12 protein-coding genes and 1 pseudogene are annotated in these 21,071 nt (G+C 62.9%); 7 read left to right on the top strand and 6 right to left on the bottom strand.

Annotated elements, in window-relative coordinates; translation table 11 throughout:
• Genes cysW through Q1M07_RS17970 form a run of 3 tightly spaced genes read left to right on the top strand, consistent with a single transcriptional unit; the run spans position 1 to position 2,910 of the window.
• Positions 1-894 carry a sulfate ABC transporter permease subunit CysW gene (gene cysW, locus Q1M07_RS17980; RefSeq protein ID WP_300456328.1) on the top strand — a complete coding sequence of 298 codons (894 nt, stop codon included), beginning with the start codon at positions 1-3 and terminating at the stop codon, positions 892-894.
• 3 nt (positions 895-897) lie between these two features.
• Complete coding sequence (locus tag Q1M07_RS17975) at positions 898-1,965, top strand: sulfate ABC transporter ATP-binding protein (protein ID WP_300456325.1); 1,068 nt, start codon at positions 898-900, stop codon at positions 1,963-1,965.
• Positions 1,966-1,974: 9 nt separating this feature from the next.
• On the top strand, positions 1,975-2,910 hold the full coding sequence (locus Q1M07_RS17970; RefSeq protein ID WP_300456322.1) for a CysB family HTH-type transcriptional regulator: 936 nt from the start codon (positions 1,975-1,977) through the stop codon (positions 2,908-2,910).
• Positions 2,911-3,481: 571 nt separating this feature from the next.
• On the opposite strand, the gene pyrF is transcribed toward Q1M07_RS17970, so the two are convergent.
• Positions 3,482-4,303, bottom strand: coding sequence for an orotidine-5'-phosphate decarboxylase (gene pyrF / locus Q1M07_RS17965; RefSeq protein WP_300456350.1), 822 nt, complete (start codon positions 4,301-4,303; stop codon positions 3,482-3,484).
• A 176-nt stretch (positions 4,304-4,479) separates the two neighbouring features.
• Between pyrF and Q1M07_RS17960 the strand changes: the two genes are divergently transcribed.
• Together Q1M07_RS17960 and Q1M07_RS17955 are read left to right on the top strand one after the other, a co-directional pair.
• Positions 4,480-5,097: a toluene tolerance protein gene (locus tag Q1M07_RS17960; protein ID WP_300456319.1), complete on the top strand. Its 618-nt coding sequence runs from the start codon at positions 4,480-4,482 to the stop codon at positions 5,095-5,097.
• Positions 5,098-5,226: 129 nt separating this feature from the next.
• Positions 5,227-9,102: a DUF3683 domain-containing protein gene (locus Q1M07_RS17955; protein WP_300456316.1), complete on the top strand. Its 3,876-nt coding sequence runs from the start codon at positions 5,227-5,229 to the stop codon at positions 9,100-9,102.
• 44 nt (positions 9,103-9,146) lie between these two features.
• Here Q1M07_RS17955 and Q1M07_RS17950 read toward each other — a convergent pair whose 3' ends face one another.
• Entirely contained in the window at positions 9,147-11,840 is a 2,694-nt protein-coding gene (locus Q1M07_RS17950; RefSeq protein ID WP_300456313.1) for a bifunctional acetyl coenzyme A synthetase (ADP forming), alpha domain/GNAT family N-acetyltransferase, read from the bottom strand.
• Between the two features lie 417 nt (positions 11,841-12,257).
• Complete coding sequence (locus Q1M07_RS17945; RefSeq protein WP_300456310.1) at positions 12,258-12,908, bottom strand: TMEM165/GDT1 family protein; 651 nt, start codon at positions 12,906-12,908, stop codon at positions 12,258-12,260.
• Between the two features lie 250 nt (positions 12,909-13,158).
• Between Q1M07_RS17945 and Q1M07_RS17940 the strand changes: the two genes are divergently transcribed.
• Positions 13,159-14,502 carry a fused MFS/spermidine synthase gene (locus Q1M07_RS17940; RefSeq protein WP_300456307.1) on the top strand — a complete coding sequence of 448 codons (1,344 nt, stop codon included), beginning with the start codon at positions 13,159-13,161 and terminating at the stop codon, positions 14,500-14,502.
• Between the two features lie 60 nt (positions 14,503-14,562).
• On the opposite strand, the gene plsB is transcribed toward Q1M07_RS17940, so the two are convergent.
• Both plsB and fusA read right to left on the bottom strand, forming a co-directional pair.
• A complete protein-coding gene (gene plsB / locus Q1M07_RS17935) occupies positions 14,563-17,034 on the bottom strand; it encodes a glycerol-3-phosphate 1-O-acyltransferase PlsB (protein WP_300456304.1) in 2,472 nt (823 codons plus the stop codon).
• 18 nt (positions 17,035-17,052) lie between these two features.
• Positions 17,053-19,101 (bottom strand): elongation factor G, encoded by a 2,049-nt coding sequence (gene fusA, locus Q1M07_RS17930; protein WP_300456302.1) that lies wholly within the window; start codon positions 19,099-19,101, stop codon positions 17,053-17,055.
• A 288-nt stretch (positions 19,102-19,389) separates the two neighbouring features.
• Here fusA and tyrS point away from each other — a divergent pair, with 288 nt between their 5' ends.
• A complete protein-coding gene (tyrS, locus tag Q1M07_RS17925) occupies positions 19,390-20,589 on the top strand; it encodes a tyrosine--tRNA ligase (protein ID WP_300456299.1) in 1,200 nt (399 codons plus the stop codon).
• A gap of 152 nt (positions 20,590-20,741) precedes the next feature.
• Here the strand turns inward: tyrS and Q1M07_RS17920 are convergent.
• Positions 20,742-21,071, bottom strand: a pseudogene (locus tag Q1M07_RS17920) (transposase); the annotation flags it as partial.

Below are 21,071 nucleotides of genomic sequence, written 5' to 3'. Positions count from 1 at the left end.
ATGAGTACGAGTGTTGCACTGCACGCGAGCAGTCTGGAGCGTCACGAAACGGCAAGTACCCGCGAACCGGCCTGGGTCAAGGCGGCGTTGATCACCGTCGCGTTGACGTTCTTCGCCGTATTTTTGCTGCTGCCGTTGGGTACGGTCTTCGCCGAGGGCCTGCGCAAGGGTTGGGGTGCCTATCTGGCAGCGCTGATCAACCGCGACGCCTGGGATGCCATCAAGCTGACGCTGATCACTGCCGCGATTGCCGTTCCCTTCAACCTGGTGTTTGGCGTTGCTGCCGCCTGGCTGATTGCCAAGTTCGAGTTCCCGGGCAAGCGTCTGCTGATCACTTTCATCGATCTGCCATTCTCGGTCTCGCCGGTGATCTCGGGCCTGATATTCGTGTTGCTGTTCGGCGCCCAGGGCTGGTTCGGACCCTGGCTGCAAGCGCACGACATCCGGATCATCTTCGCGGTGCCCGGTATCGTCCTGGCGACCATCTTTGTCACCTTTCCGTTCGTCGCCCGCGAACTGATACCGTTGATGGAAGCGCAGGGCAGCGAGGAAGAGGAGGCGGCGGTGGTTCTCGGCGCTTCCGGCTGGCAGGTGTTCTGGTACGCCACCTTGCCCAAAATCAAGTGGGGGCTGCTGTATGGGGTGATCCTCTGCAACGCCCGTGCGATGGGCGAGTTCGGGGCGGTATCGGTGGTCTCCGGGCACATCCGCGGTCAGACCAACACCATGCCCTTGTATGTCGAGATTCTCTACAACGAATACAACTACGCCGCCGCCTTTGCCGTAGCTTCGCTGCTGGCCTTGCTGGCCATCGTCACGCTGGCTCTTAAGACGTTGGTCGAAAAGCAGACGCGTCGGCAGTTGCAGGAAATTACCGAAAAGTCCGGAGAGTGAGTCATGAGTATTGCCATCCGTCACATCAGCAAGCAGTTCGGCGCCTTCAAGGCACTTGATGACGTTTCCATCGACATTCCCTCCGGCGAACTTGTCGCACTTCTGGGCCCTTCCGGCTGCGGCAAGACGACTCTGCTGCGGATCATTGCCGGTCTCGACTTCGCCGATCAGGGTCAGATTCTTCTCGAAGGCGATGATGCTTCCGCTCGCCATGTCCGCGACCGACAAGTCGGTTTCGTTTTCCAGCACTACGCGCTCTTCCGTCACATGACCATCGCCGACAATGTCGCTTTCGGTCTGCGCGTCAAGCCGCGGCGCGAGCGCCTCGCCGACGCCGAGATCCAGCGGCGAGTCAAACGGCTGTTGGAACTGGTGCAACTCGACTGGCTGGCCAATCGTTATCCGTCGCAACTGTCCGGTGGCCAGCGCCAGCGCATCGCTCTGGCCCGTGCGCTGGCGGTGGAGCCGAAGGTGCTGCTCCTCGACGAACCCTTCGGTGCCCTCGATGCCAAAGTGCGCAAGGAGTTGCGGCGCTGGCTGCGGCAACTGCATGACGAAATTCACGTCACCAGCGTCTTTGTCACGCACGACCAGGAGGAAGCGCTCGAGGTATCCGACCGGGTGGTGGTGATCAACAAGGGGAAGGTCGAACAAATCGGCACGCCGGAGTCGGTGTATGACCACCCTGCGACGCCCTTCGTTGCCAATTTTCTCGGTTCGGTCAATCTGTTCCATGGCCGGGTCGAGGATGGGCATCTGCATCTCGGTGAGCACGCACTTGCGCTCGGCGCTCAGGGCGGCAGTGAGGGAAAGGCCGTGGCTTTCGTGCGGCCACACGAGTTCGATATCGTTCCAGGATGGGGAGCCGGCGGTGGTTTGCCGGCGACGATCGCCCGCGTCGTTTCGGTTGGACCGAGTGCACAGATCGAGCTGAGCCGCCTCGACGGCGAACTGATCGAGGTCACGGTCGCCCGGGACGTTTTCCACTTGTTGGGGTTCTCGGAGGGTGACCAGGTGTCGCTGTGTCCACGTCACATCCGCGTCTTCCAGGCAGAAGCCCTGGCGGCTTGAGGCTATTCCATGAACTTCCAGCAGCTGCGCATCATTCGCGAAACACTGCGCCAGGATTTCAACCTGACCGAGGTGGCGAATGCGCTGTACACCTCGCAACCCGGGGTCAGCAAGCACATCAAGGATCTCGAGGACGAACTCGGCATCGAAATATTCGTTCGCCGCGGCAAGCGTCTGCTGGGACTGACCGAGCCCGGAAAGGAGCTGGCCGAGGTGGTCGACCGCATCTTGCTCGACACCCAAAACCTGCGCCGCATCGCCGACCAGTTCGCGAGCCGGGAAACCGGCCATTTCGTCGTTGCCACCACCCATACACAGGCGCGTTATGCGCTGCCACAGATCATCAAGTGGTTCAAGACCGACTATCCCAGGGTGCACCTGGCGTTGCACCAGGGCAGCCCGGCGGAGATCGCTGACAAGCTCGTTTCGGGCGCGGCGGACGTCGGAATCGCGACCGAGCGGCTGGATAAAGTGCCCGAGCTGGTGACTTTCCCGTTCTATCGCTGGCACCATGCGCTGATCGTTCCCTACGGCCACCCGCTGCTGCAGGTCGAGGACCTGACGCTGGAGGTGGTTGGCGAATACCCCATCATCACCTATCAGGAGGGATTCACCGGCCGGACACTGGTCGACAAGGCCTTTGCCGATGCCGGCGTGGTGCCGGATATCGTGCTTTCGGCAATTGATGCAGACGTGATCAAGACCTATGTCGACCTCGATCTGGGCGTTGGCATTGTCGCGTCGATGGCTTACGATCATTCCAAGGATCGCAACTTGGCACTGATTCCGGTGCCGCATCTGTTTCCCGAAAGCACAACTTGTCTGGCCGTACGCCGCGGCATCTATCTGCGCAGCTATGCGCTGGCGTTCATCGAAAAGGTTTGTCCGGAGATCGGCGAGGAGGACCTCAGGGCGGCAATTCAGAAACTGAACGGGAGCGGCTGATTCCCCGCCGTACCAAGGCAACGGAAGGTGAAGCGTCGGGAGCGGAGCGTCACGAACGCAGCGAAGATCGGCGGCTTACTGCAACGGCCATCTGTTGGCGACCTCAGCGTCGAAATCGAGAGCGACGCTGGCAATGAGACTCCGGATGAGGCGAAGGAACCATCCGGACTGCGGCGGCGCCGCAGTGAGTTTATGCGGTCCTCGCCGCCGGACGGGAACGGGGGCTGGCAGAAAAAACCGCTGGCCGCGCGCCCTTAGCGTATGCGTCGTCCCTGCCGCGTCAATGGAGCGCGGCTTGCGCCGCCGCGCGGCGCCCGCCAATGACCCAGCCCGGCCGTCGCCGCACTACCGGTTCTTGGCGTCCGCGGAACGTGGGAAGTTCACGGATTACGCTACTTGGTCCGGCGCCTCTCCGGGTGGTGCGCCTGGCCTTCGTTAGTTGGTTCGGGTTTCTCCAGCAGGCGCCGTGGCGGGCGACCCCGCTTCCTTTCACCACCCGACGGAGTGCGCATACCATGCCCTGCGCAGATCCTGCGATTGCATCAGCGGATCGTCAAAGGTCGCTCGTGTCTCAGTCGCCGGGACGATAGCGATTGATCGCGTCACGCGTACGCTGGGCGACGCTTCGTGCCGCAGCGACATAGTCTTCGCCGTCGCTGGCGTAAAGGATGGCGCGCGACGAGTTGATCATCAGTCCCTTGCCAGCGGCCGTGCAGCCGGCTTTCACCGTGCTTTCGATATCGCCACCCTGGGCGCCGATACCGGGAACGAGCAAGGGCATGTCTCCGGTCAGTTGGCGAACGCGCGCGATCTCGGCGGGAAATGTCGCACCGACGACCAAAGCGCACTGGCCGCTTTGGTTCCACTGCGTACTGACCAAACGGGCGACGCGTTCGTACAGTTTTTCGCCGCCGACATCGAGTAGCTGCAGGTCACTCCCGCCGGGATTCGATGTGCGACAGAGCAGGATCACCCCCTTGTCCGCATAGGACAAAAACGGTTCGATGGCATCGCGCCCGAGGTAGGGGTTGACCGTGATCGCGTCGGCCTGGAAGCGCTCGAAGGCCTCGATCGCGTACTGCTCGGCGGTGCTGCCGATGTCACCTCGCTTGGCATCGAGAATGACCGGCGTCATCGGGTGCCGCGTGTGAATGTGCTGGATCAATGCTTCGAGTTGGTCTTCCGCTCGCTGGGCAGCAAAATGGGCGATCTGCGGTTTGAAGCAGCAGACGAGGTCGGCGGTTGCGTCTACGATCGCGCGGCAGAACTCGAAGATGGCCTGCGGCCGTTCTTTCAGAGGTGATGGAAAGCGCGTGGGATCGGGGTCGAGACCGACGCAGAGCAACGTGTTGCGCTCGTGCCAAGCGGCGCTCAGGGCGTGCATGAAGTTCATGGGCGAGAGGAGTTTAGGCGAAGTCCTCATTGTAAGAGGTATTCGACCGATCGATTTGGCACGGTTCGTTCCGGAGCCCCGATCGTCACCGCCGCGATCGAGGTGATACCCGCTCAGCCAGTCGGCGAGGCGATTTTCACAGTAGACTGCTGGTATTTCTCGGCAGGAGCGGTGGTGTGAAGATATTGGGACAGGAGGATTACCTGACCATGCGCGCCGAGGCGCGAGTCCTCGAGGCCGACAGTTTCGGCGACAAGGTGCTGTTACTGGCCGATGGCACGATGCTGAAGTTTTTCCGCCGCAAACGGTGGCTGTCGTCGGCCGCCTGGTATCCGTATGCCCAGCGTTTTGCCGATAATGCGGCGTCGCTGCGGCAACGCGATGTTAGGGTACCCGAGGTCATCGACGTCTTCCGCATTCCTTCGATCAAGCGAGATGCGGTGCACTATCATCCACTGCTTGGCAGCACGCTGCGAGAACTTCGCCGTCAGCCCCTGGAGCCCGCCGCGGAACAGCAACTCAAGGAAGGGTTCACCCGTTTTCTGGTCGGGCTGCACGAGCGCGGAGTGTACTTCCGGTCCCTGCATCTGGGAAACGTGGTTTACACGCCGGATCGTCAGTTCGGCCTGATCGACATCGCCGACGTGAGGATCTCCGATGGGCCGCTGCGCAGGTACCAGCGCGCGCGAAATCTACGGCGTCTGCAGGCGATGCCTGAGGAAAGCGAGTGGGTCGATTTCCATCGTGTGGTCAACGGGCATCAAGCGTCGTCGAGTGACGGCTTATCGGGCTGAGCGCGGCGTGCGCTTGCCGCGAAAATTTCGTCTTCCAGAGGAAGCGCCGATCGATGCGCCGGACGACCCGCTGCGATGCTGCATCGCAATAAGCTAGAATCCATTCTTTGTCCGCCGCCGGGAGCACGGATGAACGCACGCCTGCGCGAGATTCCCTACAACTACACGTCGTTCTCCGACCGAGAAATCGTCATTCGGCTGCTTGGCGAGGAGAACTGGGCGTTGCTCGACGAACTGCGCGCCGAACGGGTCACGGGCCGTTCGGCGCGCATGTTGTACGAGGTTCTGGGTGACATCTGGGTTGTGCAGCGCAACCCCTATCTGGAAGATGATTTGCTCGCCAACCGCGGACGGCGCGACGCACTGGTCGGCGCGCTCCGCCACCGTCTGCGGGAAATCGAATTGCGCCGGCAGGGCAACGCGCGGGTGCGTGACCTGATCGTCGCTGCCGAGGCCGCGGTCGATGCCTTCGAACGGCATTTTGCAGATACCGCCAAGCGGCGGGCACAGGCGAAGAAAGTGCTGGCCAGACACACGCGGCGCGACAATATCGCTTTCGATGGGCTGGCGCGTGTTTCGCACGTCACCGACGCGACCGACTGGCGGATCGAGTACCCCTTCGTCGTTCTCTACCCGGACAGCGAGGCCGAGGTCGCGCCGCTCGTGCGAGGCTGCATCGAACTCGGGCTGACCATCATCCCGCGCGGCGGCGGCACGGGCTACACCGGTGGAGCGATCCCGCTGACGCCGCATTCGGCCGTGATCAACACGGAGAAGTTGATCGACATCGGGGCGGTCGAGGAGTCGCCGCTTCCCGGTTGCGCTCGCCGCAGTGCGACGATTCGCACCGGTGCCGGCGTCGTCACGGCGCGCGTGGCCGAGGCTGCCGCGATGGCCGGTCGTGTCTTCGCCGTTGACCCGACTTCCGCCGAAGCGTCGTGCGTCGGCGGCAACATCGCGATGAACGCCGGCGGCAAAAAGGCCGTTCTCTGGGGAACCGCGCTCGACAACCTCGCGTGGTGGAAGATGGTCGATCCGAGCGGTCACGAGATGGAAGTGACACGCCTCGATCACAACCTCGGAAAGATTCACGAACAGGACGTCGCCCGCTTCGAGATCAAGCGCTTTCGCCGGGATGGACGGACCCTGTACGGGTCGCCCGAGGTTCTCGAGATCCCCGGTACGCGATTTCGCAAGGCGGGTCTCGGCAAAGACGTCACCGACAAGTTCCTGGCCGGTCTGCCAGGCGTCCAGAAGGAAGGCTGCGATGGCCTGATCGTCGCCGCGCGCTGGGTTCTGCACCGCATGCCGCCGCATACGCGCACCGTCTGCCTCGAGTTTTTCGGCCAGGTGCGCGAGGCGGTGCCCGCCATCGTCGAGATCACCGATTATTTCAAGCCCGGCGGTGCCGGCCGGCAGGCGGGTGTGCTGCTCGCCGGTCTGGAACATCTGGACGAACGTTATCTGCGCGCCGTCGGCTACGCCACCAAGGCCAAACGCCGCTCCGATACCGCGGGCCGGCCGAAGATGGTGCTGCTTGGCGACATCGTCGGCGACGACGAGGCGGCGGTCATGAACGCGGCTTCCGAGGTGGTTCGGATGGGCAATCTGCGTGCTGCCGAAGGCTTCGTCGCGGTCGACGCCGAGACGCGCAAGAAATTCTGGCTCGATCGCGCACGCACGGCCGCCATATCCCGCCACACCAACGCTTTCAAACTCAACGAAGACGTGGTGATTCCGCTGGCGCGCATGGGGGACTACTGCGACGGCATCGAGCGTCTCAACATCGAGCTCTCGCTGCGCAACAAGCTGGCACTTTGCGACGCGCTCGGTGATCTGTTGCGCGGCGACCTGCCGCTGCACCGTGGCGACGCCGATCTCGACAAGGAGGTGTTGATCGGCGAACGGCGTACGGCGGCGCTGGAGAAGGTGGCCAGCGTTCGGGCACGCTGGCAGTGGCTGCTCGACCATCTGGATCTGCCTCTGAGCCAGGCGGAGGGGCAGTTCGCGAGCTACGGCATTCGCGCCGGAAGCTTGCGCAACCGGGCTCCCGACCCAGTGCTCTTCCATCGCTTGCAGGACTACTCGGTACGCGCGTCGTGGAAGAGCGAACTCAAGCCGCCACTCGAAGACATCTTCGACGGCGTCGTCTACCGGCCGGTGCTCGAACGCATCGTCGAGGTCCACCGGGAGACGCTGCGCAGCCGTTTGTTTGTGGCACTGCACATGCACGCTGGCGACGGCAATGTGCACACCAATATCCCGGTCAACTCGGACAACTATGAAATGTTGGAGGCCGCCTACGGCGTCGTCGAGCGCATCATGCGGCTGGCCCGGGCGCTAGACGGCGTGGTTTCCGGCGAACACGGGATCGGCATCACCAAGCTCGAGTTTCTCGGCGACGAGGAGAGGCAGGCTTTCCGCGACTACAAGGCGAGAGTCGACCCGGAGGGTCGCTTCAACAAGGGCAAGCTGCTCCCTGGCGCCGATCTCGCCCGCGCCTACACACCGTCGTTCTCGCTGCTCGGCACCGAGTCGCTGATCATGGAACAGTCGGAGATCGGCAACATCGCGGCGATGGTCAAGGACTGCCTGCGCTGTGGCAAGTGCAAGCCGGTGTGCTCGACGCATGTGCCGCGAGCCAATCTGTTGTACTCGCCGCGCAACAAGATTCTCGCCACTTCGCTGCTCATCGAAGCGTTTCTCTACGAGGAGCAGACGCGGCGTGGGGTTTCCTTACGCCATTTCGACGAGTTCAACGACGTTGCCGACCATTGCACGATCTGCCACAAGTGCGTTACGCCCTGTCCGGTCGACATCGATTTCGGCAATGTCTCGATCCGGATGCGCAATCTGCTGCGCGAACAGGGACGAAAAAAATTCGTTCCGGCGAAAGCGGCGGCGATGGCTTTTTTGACCATCAAGGATCCGGCGACGATCAAGCTCGTCCGCCAGCTCATGATCGGCTGGGGCTACCGGGCACAGCGCCTGGCGCATCGGCTGTTCAAGTCGCTGGGCCTGACTCGCGGCCAGACCCGGCAGCCACCGGCAACGCTCGGTCCGCCGGCGCTCCGGGCGCAGATCATTCATTTCGTCAACAAGCCGATGCCCGCCGGGCTGCCCAAACGGACGGCGCGCGCGCTGCTCGACATCGAGGATGACAGGATGGTGCCGATCATCCGCGACCCGCGGAAGGTCGGGGCGGCCGATTACGATGGCGACGCGCTCTTCTACTTTCCGGGCTGTGGGTCCGAACGTCTTTTCTCGCAGGTCGCGCTGGCCACTCAGGCGATCCTTTACGAGATCGGAGCGCAGACGGTCCTGCCGCCAGGCTACCTGTGCTGCGGCTATCCGCAGACGGCGGCCGGCGAGGCCGATCAGGGCCGGATGATCACTACCGATAACCGCGTGCTGTTTCACCGTGTCGCCAATACACTCAACTATCTCGACATCCGGATCGTCATCGTTTCCTGCGGCACCTGCATGGATCAGCTCGAGAAGTACCATTTCGAACAGATCTTTCCCGGCTGCCGGCTGCTCGACATCCATGAATACCTGATGGAAAAGGGGATCCGGCTCGACGGTGTCGGCGGGACGCGCTACATGTACCACGATCCATGTCACGCGCCGATGCGCACGATGCCGGGAATCCGGGTGGTCAACCAGTTGATGGGCCAGCCGGTCGATCTCTCCGATCGGTGTTGCGGCGAATCGGGAACGCTGGCGGTGACGCGTCCGGATGTGTCGACGCAGGTGCGCTTCCGCAAACAGGAGGAGATCGAACGGGGCGCCAGTCGGCTGCGCGCCGATGGTTTCGCCGGGGAAGTGAAGCTGCTGACGTCCTGCCCCTCGTGCCTGCAGGGGCTGTCGCGCTACAACGACGACGCCGAAACGCAGGCCGATTACGTCGTGGTCGAAATCGTCAAGCGTCTGCTCGGCGAAAACTGGATGGCGGACTACGTGAAACGGGCCAACAACGGCGGGATAGAGCGGATCCTGCTGTAAGGCGGGCGGCGAGCGCGGGTGATCGCGTGCACCGCCGCGCCGGCCTAGTTGTACAACGGCTTGACGACGCGCTTCGCGGCGGGCAACTCGGGGTGCGGATGGATGGTGAACCCCAGGCGCTGCACCATGCGGAACAGTCGGCTGTTATTGGCCAGCACATCCCCCACCATGGCTCGGTAGCCGCGGCTGCGGGCGTAATCGATCAGCGCCGACATCAGTCGCCGGCCAAGGCCGCATTTTTGCCAGTCATCACCGATGGCCAGTGCGAACTCGACGGATTGGCCGTCCGGCGTCAGAACGTAACGGGCGTTCCCGATCTGCTTTTCGACGCCGTCTTCGCCGACGATCGTCGCCACCAGTGCCATTTCGCGGTCGTAGTCGATCTGCGTGAAACGGACGACCATGGTCGATGGCAACTCGCGAATCGGTTCCATGAAGCGAAAGTAGCGCGATTCCTCGGACATGTCCTTGACGAATTCACGTTCCAGTTCCGCGTCTTCCGGGCGTACCGGCCGGATGGTCGCGCTGCGTCCGTCCGGCAATTGAACGACCTGGGTCAGATGTGCCGGATAGGGGTGGATCGCCATATGGGCGTAGCGGTCGTCACTGTTGCCCAGCGTATGGTCGATCACGATGCGTGCGTCGGCGGCGATGGCACCGTTTTCGTCCACGATCAGTGGATTGAGGTCCAGTTCCTTGAGCCAAGGCAGTTCGCAGACCATTTCGGAGATGCAGATCAGCACTTCGGTCAAGGCATCGAGATTGACCGGCGGCATTTTCTTGACCGGCCCGAGCAAACGCGCGACCTGGTTCGAATCGATCAGGTCGCGCGCCAGAAACTGGTTGAGCGGCGGCAAGGCAAGTGAACGTTCATTGAAAAACTGTGCATCGAAACCGCCGGCACCGAAGGTGATCATCGGACCGAAAAGCGGATCGCGCAGAACGCCGATCATCAGTTCCCGGCCGTTCGGTCGCGACAGATAGGGTTCGATCGAGACGCCCGTGATGCGCGCGTCCGGTTGCCGGTCCTGCACCGTGGCAACGATGTCGTGAAAGGCGTTCAATACCGATTGGGCGCTGCCGATGTTCAGGCGTACCCCGCCGGCGTCCGACTTGTGCCGCAGATCGGGCGAGTCGACTTTCATCGCTACCGGAAAGCCAATCTGCTGCGCGACGAACAGCGCTTCGGTTGCGCTGTGGGCAACCATGGTCTGCGTCACCGGAACGCCAAAGGCCCGCAGAATGGCTTTCGATTCCATGTCCGAAAGGAGCGTCCGCCGCTCGCCGAGAAGCGCCTCGACCAGCACGCGTGCGCCACCTTGAACGGAAGCTCCACTCTTGCGGATCGGACTGGGAGTCTGCAACAGCAACTTCTGGCTGCGATAGTATTTCGACATCGTGTGAAAAAGTTCGATCACCGTGTCCGGTGTATGAAACACCGGTATGCCGGCTTTCTCGAGCATCTGACGCGCTTCGACCAGTTGCCGGCCACCCATCCAGCAGCAGGAAATCGCCGTGCGCACCGAGTCGTCGAGATCGATGATCTCTTGCGAGACCTTGACCGGGTCGGTCATCGCCTGTGGAGAAAGCATCACCAGCGTGCTGTCGACGTTCGGGTCGCCAGCGACCGTCAAGATCGTTTCGCGGTAGCATTCCGGGGCGGCGTCGCCACCGATATCGATCGGGTTGGCGCGTGGCCAGTCGCGCGGCAGTATCTTGTTCAGCTTGTCGAAAGTGCTCTGCGACAGCCGTGCCAGGGGGATGCTGAGATCGCCAGCGCGGTCGGCGGCCATGGCTCCCGGACCGCCGCCGTTGGTGACGATCGCCAAGCGGTCGCCACGCGGATGGAAGCGCGAGGACAGGGCTTTCGCAGCGGAAAACAGTTGGCCGACGTTCTGCACGCGTACGGCGCCCGTGCGGCGCACGACGGCATCGAAAACGCTGTCGGCGACCGCCGCCATGCCGCTGTGGGCTACGGCGGCCTGCGCGCCGAACTCATGGCGGCCGGCTTTCAGCAGGATGATCGGCTTGGCGCGTGCGGCGGAGCGCAAGGCGCTGATGAAGCGGCGGGCGTTCCGGATGCCTTCGACGTACATCAGAATGTAGCGCGTCCGATCGTCGTAGATCAGGTAATCGAGGATCTCGCCGAAATCGACGTCCACCGTTACGCCAAGGGAAATCACCGAGGAAAAACCGATCTTGTTGGACTCGGCCCAGTCGAGCACGGCCGAACACATGGCGCCCGACTGCGAAACGAGCGCCAGGTCGCCAGCTTCGGCCGTCACCTTGGTGAAGGTGGCGTTGAGGCCGATATCGGGGCGGATGATTCCCAGGCAGTTCGGTCCGAGGATGCGGACATTGTAAGTGCGGGCAATTTCGACCACCTTGCGTTCGAGCGCCGCACCGGCGTTGCTCGCCTCGGAGAAGCCGGAGGCAATGATGATCGCGTTACGCACGCCACTGCGCCCGCACTGTTCCATGATGCGCGGCACCGTGTGCGGTCGCGTCGCGATGACGGCGAGGTCAACCCGTCCGCCGATCTTCTCCACCGATTTGTAGGAAACCTGGCCGAGAATCGACCCATGGCTCGGGTTGACGGCATGCAGTTCGCCCTTGAAGCAGGAATCCAGGATGTTCTTGAAAATGACGTTACCCACGGAGTGCTCACGCTCCGAGGCGCCAATCACGGCGACCGACTTCGGTTGGAAAAGCGACGACAAATAGTGTTGTGTCAGCATGAAAAAACTCCTGCCTGTAAAGGCTTACGACATGTCAGAGGTTTCGTTGCGGCGCACGGGCCGGCGATCACGCAAACCATCGCGACCCGAAAAATGGGGCGGGGCTGGTGGCCGGCCAGCAAGGCGAAGCGATGGCGCTGGGCTGGCGCCTCGCCGCGGGCTGAACGCGGGCTGAAAACGCCGGTTCAGCGCTGCCACCGGCAGAACGCGGCAACTGGCACGCTTTTACCCCGAACAGTGGCCAGCAGACTTGATTTTTGTCAAAAAGCGTAGGTTCGGCCGCATTGCACGCCGCGACCGGTTTTTTGGGCGCGAGTCCGGCTTGCTGGCGGGGAGCCTGATGGACAGAAACAAAGCGATGATCGCCGGCTCGCTGCCACGAGAACGCGGCGACTCGTGTGCCGGGTACTCGGCAAGCTAGCCGCCGGAATAGGCGCGGTACGCCTGGTAGGCGGCAATGATCGCCAGGAAAAGGAAGAAGGCCCCGCTGAGACGGTGCAGCAGGACCAGCGGAATGCGCTGCAAAATGGTGCGGCCGGCGACGATTCCGAGAGCCGATGTTGCCGCCAGCGCGACCGTCGCTCCCAGCCAGACCGCCGCTGGCACGTGCGTGCTGCTCAGGGCAACAACCGCAAGCTGTGTCTTGTCGCCGAATTCGGCTACCGTGAGCAACACGAAGGTGGTGAAGAAGATGTTGTGGCCGCTTTTTTCTTCGAGTTCTTCGTCGTCGCCGTCGTCACCGGCACGCAAGGCCTGAATGCCGAAAACGGCGAACAGGATGGCGACGGTGAGGCCGACCACGTACTCCGGCAGCCAACTGGCAATGGCGACGCCGAAGACCACCGCCAGTGTGTTGAGGACGGCGAAGGCGGCCAGCGCGCCGAGCATGACCGGCAACGGTCGGTGCCGAGACGCCAGAGTCATGCACACGAGCTGGCTCTTGTCGCCGATTTCGGCTGCGGCGATCAAGGCGAAACTGGTGGCGGCGGTGGCCGAGAACTCGACGATATCGCCACCGTTGGTCAGCGACCCGAAGTGCTGAAGAAAGCTTTGAAGACTACTATCCATTGTCGTTTCCGAAATCGGCGAGGGTGGCTGGTGGCAGCGAGCAGCCCGCATGATACGCCTTGTCGGCCGGCCGAGAGCATACCGCGGGCATTTTCTTGCGCCGTCTGGCGGTGTAGGCGGATATTCGCCGATACGCTCCGGGATCTCGCCCTGTAATGACGGCAGACGGGCTGGCCCAGGTCTCCATGGCGGCCACCGGTGCGGCCGGAGTATAGTGCCGGCTCTCAATCCACGCCGGCGCCGTAACTCCATGCCACGCTTTCTGCTTTTTGCCGTCGTCTTCATCGAAGGCTTCTGCTCGTTGGGTGCCGAGGTCATCGCCTTGCGCCAGATCATTCCGCACCTTGGCAGCTCGATCGTCGTCACCGCACCGACGATAGGCTTCTTTCTGCTTGCGCTGGCACTGGGCTATCACGCCGGATCGAAGATCGACGGCCGGTTTCGCGAGGTCGTCGCGAGAAACTTCCTGCTGGCAGCCGTACTGACCGGCGTCGGGCTGGCGGGGGTGGCGGTCGATCTGCTCTTCGCTTATCTCAAGCCGCCTGGTTTGGCCTACCTGTTTTTCGTGGCCGGCGTGCTTTGCCCGATCGCCTGGTTGCTCGGCCAAACAGTGCCTATCCTCACCAACCTGTTGCATCACGACCGCGTCGGGAAGGCGAGCGGTGAGGCGCTGTACTGGTCGACCCTGGGTTCCTTTCTTGGATCATTGTCGTTGTCGCTGCTGGTCATGCAGTGGCTCGGCGTCTCGGCCGCCGTCGCGCTGTGCGCCTTGTTGCTGGTCGTCGGTTTCGTCCTCCTGCGGGCGCGCCGCTGGGCGACGGTCATCGCCAGCCTGATCGTCGTCGCACTGACCGGCGTCGCCAACGCCTGGCTTCGTCCGGAGATCGAAACCGCCCATGCCAGCTATCTGGTCTTGCCGGTCAACTACGACGGCGCCGTCAATGGGCGCGCTCTGAAAAACAACAGTTCCGTCGCCTCCTTGATCGACGACTCGCAGCCGCCGCGCTACGCGCGCTACATCCGCCATATTCGCAGCCTGCTGCTCGACGACCTGGCCTGGCACGGGCGGCAGATTCTGGTTCTGGGTGCCGGCGGTTTCACCCTGTCACACGGCGAACCGAGGAACCATTACACTTATGTCGACATCGACCCGGCCGTTCGTGCCATTGCCGAGAAGCTCTTTCTCGGCCAGGAGGCACGTGGCACCTTCATCGCCGACGACGCACGCCGCTTCGTGGTCCGCAGCGAGCAGCGCTTTGCGGCCGTCATCGTGGACGTTTATGGTTCGCATTCGTCGATTCCCGGTCACCTCGTGACGCGCGAGTTTTGGCAGGCGACGCGCCGCGTGCTCGACCCGGAAGGTCTGCTGATCGCCAACCTGATACTCGACAGTGCGCTTGCCACTCCGTACTCGCGCAACTTGCTGGCGACGATCGAGAGCGTCTATGGTCGCTGCGCCGTCGACGTGCTGCAGAAACAACAGGTGTTGGCCAATGTCGTCGTCACCTGCCGCAACGGACCCTTGCCCGAGCCGGCCAGGCTGTTCGTCGACGAACGCAATGCGGCCGACTTCGACCTCGCACGCTCGCGCTGAACCAACCCGGTCGGTCACGGCGAGTTAGCCGAGCCTGTTGGCCGGGATAGAACGACGCCTTCAGGCTACCACTTCGGCGCGCGCCATGCGCCGGATGGCCTGCCTGGCGTCGACCGACAGGACCAGTTCCGAATGCGCCAATGGCGTCAGCAGACGTTCGTCGAAGTGCAGCCAGCCACCGGGATCCTCGCGCAGAAACTCGCCTTCGATCAGATTGCCGATGAAGGCCGAGAAGGTCGCCTTTTCGGGGAAATCAGGCGTGTTGAACTCGTACAGCAGGGACAGCCGCTGCGCCAAGCGATGGCAGTTGTCTTCGAGCGACTGCCGCGTCAGGCTGCCCGCACCGTGCCGTTCAAGCAGCGCCAGGGTCAGGAAATGACGTTCGAGCAGTGGCCGAATCGTTTCTCCGAGCAGGCGCAGCTCGACGAATTCCTGGGTAATCGGATCCGGCGTGGCCAGTCTGTCTTCGCTTTCCGTGCGACGCAGCAAAGCGCGCTTCAGAAGCACGTCGACGACGGCATCCGTAGCGGCCGGGAGTTCGTCGGCCGGCCAGCGTAGAAACAGTTCCGCTCCCATCAGGGCGCAGATGCCGGCCACGGCTTGACGAACGCGGGTCGCTTCGAGGTCTCGGTTGTGGCTCAGGAGGCAGGCAATCACGGCCGGCAAGGCGAACAGGTGGACGACGTTGTTGCGAAAATAGGCGAGCAGCGGTGCCTGTTCTCCAGGCACGCGGATCAGGTCGCCGAGCGGGTCACGGAAACGCTCGACGACCCTTAGCCGCTCGGCGTAGGCGACAATCTGTGGCGCATCGAGCGGGCAGCCGATGGTCGTCGGCGCGTACGGCGCGTCTGCGCCAAGCGCCTGGTAGTGTGCGACCATCCGCTGCAGTGCGTGTTCGTCGGCGGTATGCTTGGGCGTCGCCAGCAGCGCCAGGGCGACCAGGTTGACCGGTGTCAGAACCGCCGCCTCGTTGATCCGTTTGGCGAGTTCGGCGGCGGCGCGGCGCGTCGCACGGCGCGACCAGTCGGGCGGCGCGACGGTGTTCTGCTCGCGCCAGTCGGTCTGCTGCGTATCGAGAAAGCTGGCCAGCACCAGCGGTTGACCGAAGTTGACGTGCACCTTGCCAAACACTCGCTTGATGTTGCGCACGCTTTTCAGGATTCCCCACAGCGATTCGCGCTGCTTGGGCTGGCCAGCCAGCTCGTCGACATAGGTCTTTCCCTCGATCACCTTTTCGTAGCCGATATAGACGGGCAGGAAGACCAGTGGCCTGGCGTGTTCACGGATGAAGCTCTGCACGGTCATGCCGAGGATGCCGGCCTTCGGCGTCAACATCCGCCCGCTTCGGCTGCGCCCGCCTTCGATGAAGTACTCGATCGGGAAGCCGCGTGCCAGCATCAAGTGCAGATACTCGTGAAAGACCGCCGCATAGAGCGGTTCGCCCTTGAAGCTTCGACGCAGGAAGAAGGCGCCGCCGCGGCGCAAAAGGGCGCCGACCAGTGGCAGGTTGAGATTGGCGCCGGCCGCGATGTGTGGTGGGGTCAGGCCCTGGCGGTGAATGACATAGGACAGCAGCAGATAGTCGATGTGACTGCGGTGGCAAGGGACGTACACGATTTCCTGGCCGGCGGCGATACGCGTCACGACGTCGAAGTTGTGCAGTTCGATCCCGTCGTACAAGCGCGTCCACAACCAGTTGAGAAACAGCTCGAGCGCGCGCACGACGCCGTAGGAATAGTCCGACGAGATCTCGAACGCAAATTTGGCCGCCCGTGCCCTGGCCTGGGCAGGCGTCACGCCCCGCGTCGCCGCTTCGTCGGCGATTGCCTGGCGCACCTGTTCGCCAGCGAGCACGGCGTTGACCTGGGTGTTGCGGTGCGAGAGATCGGGGCCGATGGCCATCTGCCGCTGGCGGCGAAAGTGGACCCGCAGGACGCGCGACAGCTTGCGCAAGGCCTGTTCCTCGGCCAGCCCTCCCTGCAGCAGGTCGCGTAGCGCGATCGGCGCGTTGTAGCGCACCAGGACGTGCCGGCCGTGCAGCAAGATGGCCAGCAGCTGCCGCCAGGCGCCCGGTGGTCGCCAGGTTTCGGAGAACAGCGCCTTGAGGATCGAATCCTGCTGATCCGGACTGCGTCCCCAGAGAATGACAACCGGCAGCAACTGCACGTCGAACTGCGGGTCGGCAACAGCTTGCCGGATCAGGCCGGAGAGCAAGGGGGAGTGGGTAGTCCTCGGGCGTCCTCGGCCGGCCGAGCGGCGGTCACGATTGAGAAAGAAAAACGAACGGGGCAGACGCTGGTCGCCGACTCTCAGTGGTGCCTCGGCGCGGGGCAAGCCGGCGCGCCGCGACTCTTCGACCAGCACCAGCAGGTTGGACAGATGCCGGTCCTGAAGGACGTAGCAGAGCGGCTTGCTGGGGTCGAAGCCGAGTTCCTGCGGGTGTTCCGGAAAGACCGTCGTGCGTACCCACAGAAACAGCAGGCGGCGCGCCAGCGGGATGAACCAGTTGGAGACCGCAAGAAAACCGGCCACCGCCTCGCCGCCGCTTCCCTACTCTTCCTCGACGACCTTGTGTTGTGATGCCAGGTGTTGCTGCGTTGCCGGCGGCACCTGCGCGTAGTGCGAGAAATTGATGCTGTACGAGCCTTGTCCGCCGGTCAGCGACTTGAGGCGTGACTGGTAGTTGTCGAGTTCGGCCAGCGGAACCTGGCCGGTGATGGCCATTACTCCCGGGCCACGCGGCTGGGTACCGGTCAGGTGGCCGCGTTTGCCGGACAGATCGCCGGTCAAATCGCCGGTCACGGCCTCCGGTGCCAGTATTTCGATGTCGACGATGGGTTCGAGAATGATCGGCTTGGCGCCGCGAATGGCCTCGGCCGTCGCTTTGCGAGCCGCCGTGAAGAAGGCGATATCCTTGCCATCGACCGGGTGCGACTTGCCATCGTGTACGGTGACGCGCAGATCCTCTACCGGGAAGCCGGCGACGACACCATCGGCCAGCGCCTGGCGAACGCCTTTCTCGACGGCCGCCATGAACACTCCCGGAATGACCCCGCCCTTGACGATATCGACGAACTCGAAACCGGCGCCGCGCTCGAGTGGCTCGACGCGCAAGGCCACTTCGCCGAACTGGCCAGCGCCGCCGCTTTGCTTCTTATGCCGACAGTGCCCGTCGGCGGAACCCGTGATCGCTTCGCGATAGGCTATCTGCGGCGGCTTCGTGTCGAGTTCCAGCTTGTACTGCTGCGACAGCCGCGTCAGCTTGGCGCGCAGATGCATCTCGCCGAGGCCGCGGATCACGGTCTCGTTGGTTGTCGGGTGGCGTTCAAGCTTGAAGCAGGGGTCTTCCACCTCGAGCTTGCGCAGAATCTCAAACAGACGCTGCTCGTCGGCCTTGCGCCGTGCCTGCACGGCCAGACCCTGCATCGGCTGCGGAAACTCGAGTGGCTTGAGGTGGATATGATCTTCGTCGTGCGAATCGTGCAGCACACAATCGAACTCGATCTCGTCGACCTTGGCGATGGCGCCCAGGTCTCCGGGCGCCAGCGACTCGACTTCGACATATTCCTTGCCTTGCAGGCGGTAGATATGGCCTACCTTGAACGGGCGCTTGCCGTCGCCGACGAAGAGCTGCGAGTCCTTGCGGATCGTCCCCTGATGGACGCGGAATACGCCGACCTTGCCGATGAAGGGATCACTGACCACCTTGAAGACGTGCGCCAGCACGTGCTTCTGTGGATCCGGAACGGCCTCGAAAGCTTCGCCCGAACTGCCTGGTTCGCCGCGATAGAAGGGTTGCGGATTGCCTTCGGTCGGATTGGGAGCCAGTCTGGCGAGCACATCGAGCAACTGGGGTATGCCGGCGCCGGTCTTCGCCGAGACGAAGAGAATCGGTATCAGGTGGCCGGCGCGCAGCGCTTTCTCGAAGGGGACATGCAATTCGTCCGGGCTGGGGTCGACGCCTTCCTCGAGGTAGCGTGCCAGCAGATCCTCGTCTTCCTCGACGATCTGGTCGATCAGTGCCCGGTGCGCCGCTGCCACCGATTCGAAGTCGCTCTCGCCGCTGTCGTGCCCGAGCAATTCGACGACTTCGCTGCCATGCTTGGTCGGTAGGTCAAGCAACATGCATTCGCGGCCGAAGCGTTCGCGGATTTCGCCGACCAGCGCCGGCAAATTGACGTTGTCGGCGTCGATCTTGTTGATCACGATCATCCGGCAGACGCCACGCGCCTCAGCCAGCCGCATCATGCGCTCGCTCGATAGCTCGATGCCGTTTTGCGCATTGATGACGACCATCGCCGTGTCCACGGCAGCCAGAGCGCCGATTGCCTGGCCGGCGAAGTCCGGGAAGCCGGGGGTGTCAATCAGATGAACCAGCACACCCTGCCACGAAAAACTTGCCAGCGCCGAACTCAGTGAGTGGCCGAACTCCTTCTCCTGCGGGTCGAAGTCGCAGACGGTATTCCCCTTCTCGACGGCGCCACGGCTGGCGATCGCGCCGGCAGCGGCGAGCAGGCTTTCGGCAAGCGTCGTCTTGCCTGCGGCGCCGTGGCCGACGAGAGCGACAGTGCGAAGGTTGTTGGTGGCGGTCTGGCCCATTACTCATCTCCCATTGAAGTCGAAAGCACGCCGCCGCCGCAAGGTTAGCCACCTGGCATGGTCGCCGCGCGTGCGCCTGACATTTTACCTCGGCCACGGCGGCATCGCTTGCTCTTAGTATTCCTGCCCTTACCCCCAGCCTTGAAGCGGGCGGGCTACCGTGCCGTATCGATCGCCGGATGGGAATGCGATAGAATCGAGCGCTTGTTGCCTGCTATGGACCTGCGAACGACAATCGCGTGAGCCAAGGCCCTCAAATAAGAAGCCGTCTGACGGGAAGAGGTTTATATGCACGCCTTCGAAGAAGCCCTCGAACTGATCAAGCGGGGGTCAGAGGAACTGCTGGTCGAAGCCGAGCTGAACGAAAAGTTGAAGAGCGGCCGGCCGTTGCGCATCAAGGCCGGCTTTGACCCAACGGCGCCCGACCTGCATCTGGGCCACACCGTGCTGATCAACAAGCTCAGGCATTTCCAGGATCTTGGTCATCACGTCATGTTCCTGATCGGCGATTTCACGGGCATGATCGGCGATCCGACCGGCAAGAACGCGACGCGGCCGCCACTCTCACGGGAACAAATTCTCGACAACGCGACGACCTATCGGGAACAGGTGTTCAAGATTCTCGATCCTGAAAAAACGGAGGTCTGTTTTAATTCGCGTTGGTTCGAGCCGATGGGTGCCTCGGGAATGATTCGCCTGGCCGCCTTGCACACCGTTGCCCGGATGCTCGAACGCGACGATTTCGCCAAGCGCTACCGCAGCGGACAACCGATCGCCATTCACGAGTTGCTGTACCCGCTCTGCCAGGGCTACGACTCGGTGGCCATGAAGGCCGACGTCGAACTCGGGGGCTCCGACCAGAAGTTCAATCTGCTCGTCGGGCGAGAGCTGCAGAAGCACTTCGGTCAGGCGCCACAGTGCATTCTGACGATGCCTCTGCTCGAAGGCCTCGATGGTGTGAACAAAATGTCCAAGTCGCTCGGCAACTATGTTGGCATAGACGAAGCGCCTGGCGAAATGTTCGGTAAATTGATGTCGATATCCGACGGGTTGATGTGGCGCTACTTCGACTTGCTGTCTTTCCGCCGTGCCGAGGCGATTGCGGCTCTCAAGGAAGCGGTGACGGAGGGCCGCAATCCGCGCGACGTCAAGGTGCTGTTGGCCCAGGAGATCGTCGAGCGCTTTCATGGCGCGTCGGCGGCACAGCGGGCACTGGCCGATTTCGATGCGCGTTTCCGCCAGGGTACGATTCCCGACGACATCCCCGAGGTCAGCCTGTCGGCGGCCGGCCAGCCCCTGACTCTGGCGCAGGTACTCAAACAGGCAGGTCTGACGGCAAGCACCTCCGAGGCCTTTCGCTTGATCGAGCAGGGCGGTGTTCGGATAGACGGTACGAGGATCGCTGACAGCAAGGTCGTGCTGTCGAGCCAAGGCTGCTTCGTGCTGCAGGTAGGCAAGCGGAAATTTGCGCGCGTGAGTATCACCTGATCTGCTTTTTATTACCGGCGATTCGGACACGGTAGTCCCTCGAAGCCGGATCAACAATTGCCTCAGCCAAGGCTGTTGGCAACAAATAGATCTGTCCGGTTTTGTAGCAAATGAATTGTCCGCTTGCCCCGCCCCGGGCGGCCGCGGCGGACCTACGCAGCCGCCTTCAGATTCAGTGGGATGATGTTGCCGGCCTGGTCATAGTCGGCCAACTTGCGTGGGCCGTGCAAGATTGCCAGCGTGCGGTCCGTACGCCGCAGCACCGCCACCTTCGCCTTCACGTAGTGGCAGCGATGACGATCGGCGGGAATCTGTAACTTCATCCCTTCGAAGCTGACGCAGTTGTCGTTGCCGACGGTGCGCTCGAACCGCTCACAGAGGATGTCGTCGAGCCCGCCGCCGATCCAGCCGACGAAGGCACTGCCTTCTTCCATCGCTGGCTGCATGAACTCGGCGTTGAAGGCGGGTCGGTACACTTCGTG

The sequence above is a fragment of the Accumulibacter sp. genome, assembly GCF_029255285.1.
In the GTDB taxonomy this organism is placed as follows: Bacteria; Pseudomonadota; Gammaproteobacteria; order Burkholderiales; family Rhodocyclaceae; genus Accumulibacter.
The sequence above is the reverse complement of the archived record's forward strand: the minus strand, read 5'-3'. Positions and strand labels throughout refer to the sequence as shown.

Coding starts and splice junctions, on each gene's coding strand:
- cysW (WP_300456328.1), top strand. CDS start 1: ATGAGTACGAGTGTTGCACTGCACGCGAGCAGTCTGGAGCGTCACGAA.
- Q1M07_RS17975 (WP_300456325.1), top strand. CDS start 898: ATGAGTATTGCCATCCGTCACATCAGCAAGCAGTTCGGCGCCTTCAAG.
- Q1M07_RS17970 (WP_300456322.1), top strand. CDS start 1,975: ATGAACTTCCAGCAGCTGCGCATCATTCGCGAAACACTGCGCCAGGAT.
- pyrF (WP_300456350.1), bottom strand. CDS start 4,303: ATGAACTTCATGCACGCCCTGAGCGCCGCTTGGCACGAGCGCAACACG.
- Q1M07_RS17955 (WP_300456316.1), top strand. CDS start 5,227: ATGAACGCACGCCTGCGCGAGATTCCCTACAACTACACGTCGTTCTCC.
- Q1M07_RS17950 (WP_300456313.1), bottom strand. CDS start 11,840: ATGCTGACACAACACTATTTGTCGTCGCTTTTCCAACCGAAGTCGGTC.
- Q1M07_RS17945 (WP_300456310.1), bottom strand. CDS start 12,908: ATGGATAGTAGTCTTCAAAGCTTTCTTCAGCACTTCGGGTCGCTGACC.
- Q1M07_RS17940 (WP_300456307.1), top strand. CDS start 13,159: ATGCCACGCTTTCTGCTTTTTGCCGTCGTCTTCATCGAAGGCTTCTGC.
- fusA (WP_300456302.1), bottom strand. CDS start 19,101: ATGGGCCAGACCGCCACCAACAACCTTCGCACTGTCGCTCTCGTCGGC.
- tyrS (WP_300456299.1), top strand. CDS start 19,390: ATGCACGCCTTCGAAGAAGCCCTCGAACTGATCAAGCGGGGGTCAGAG.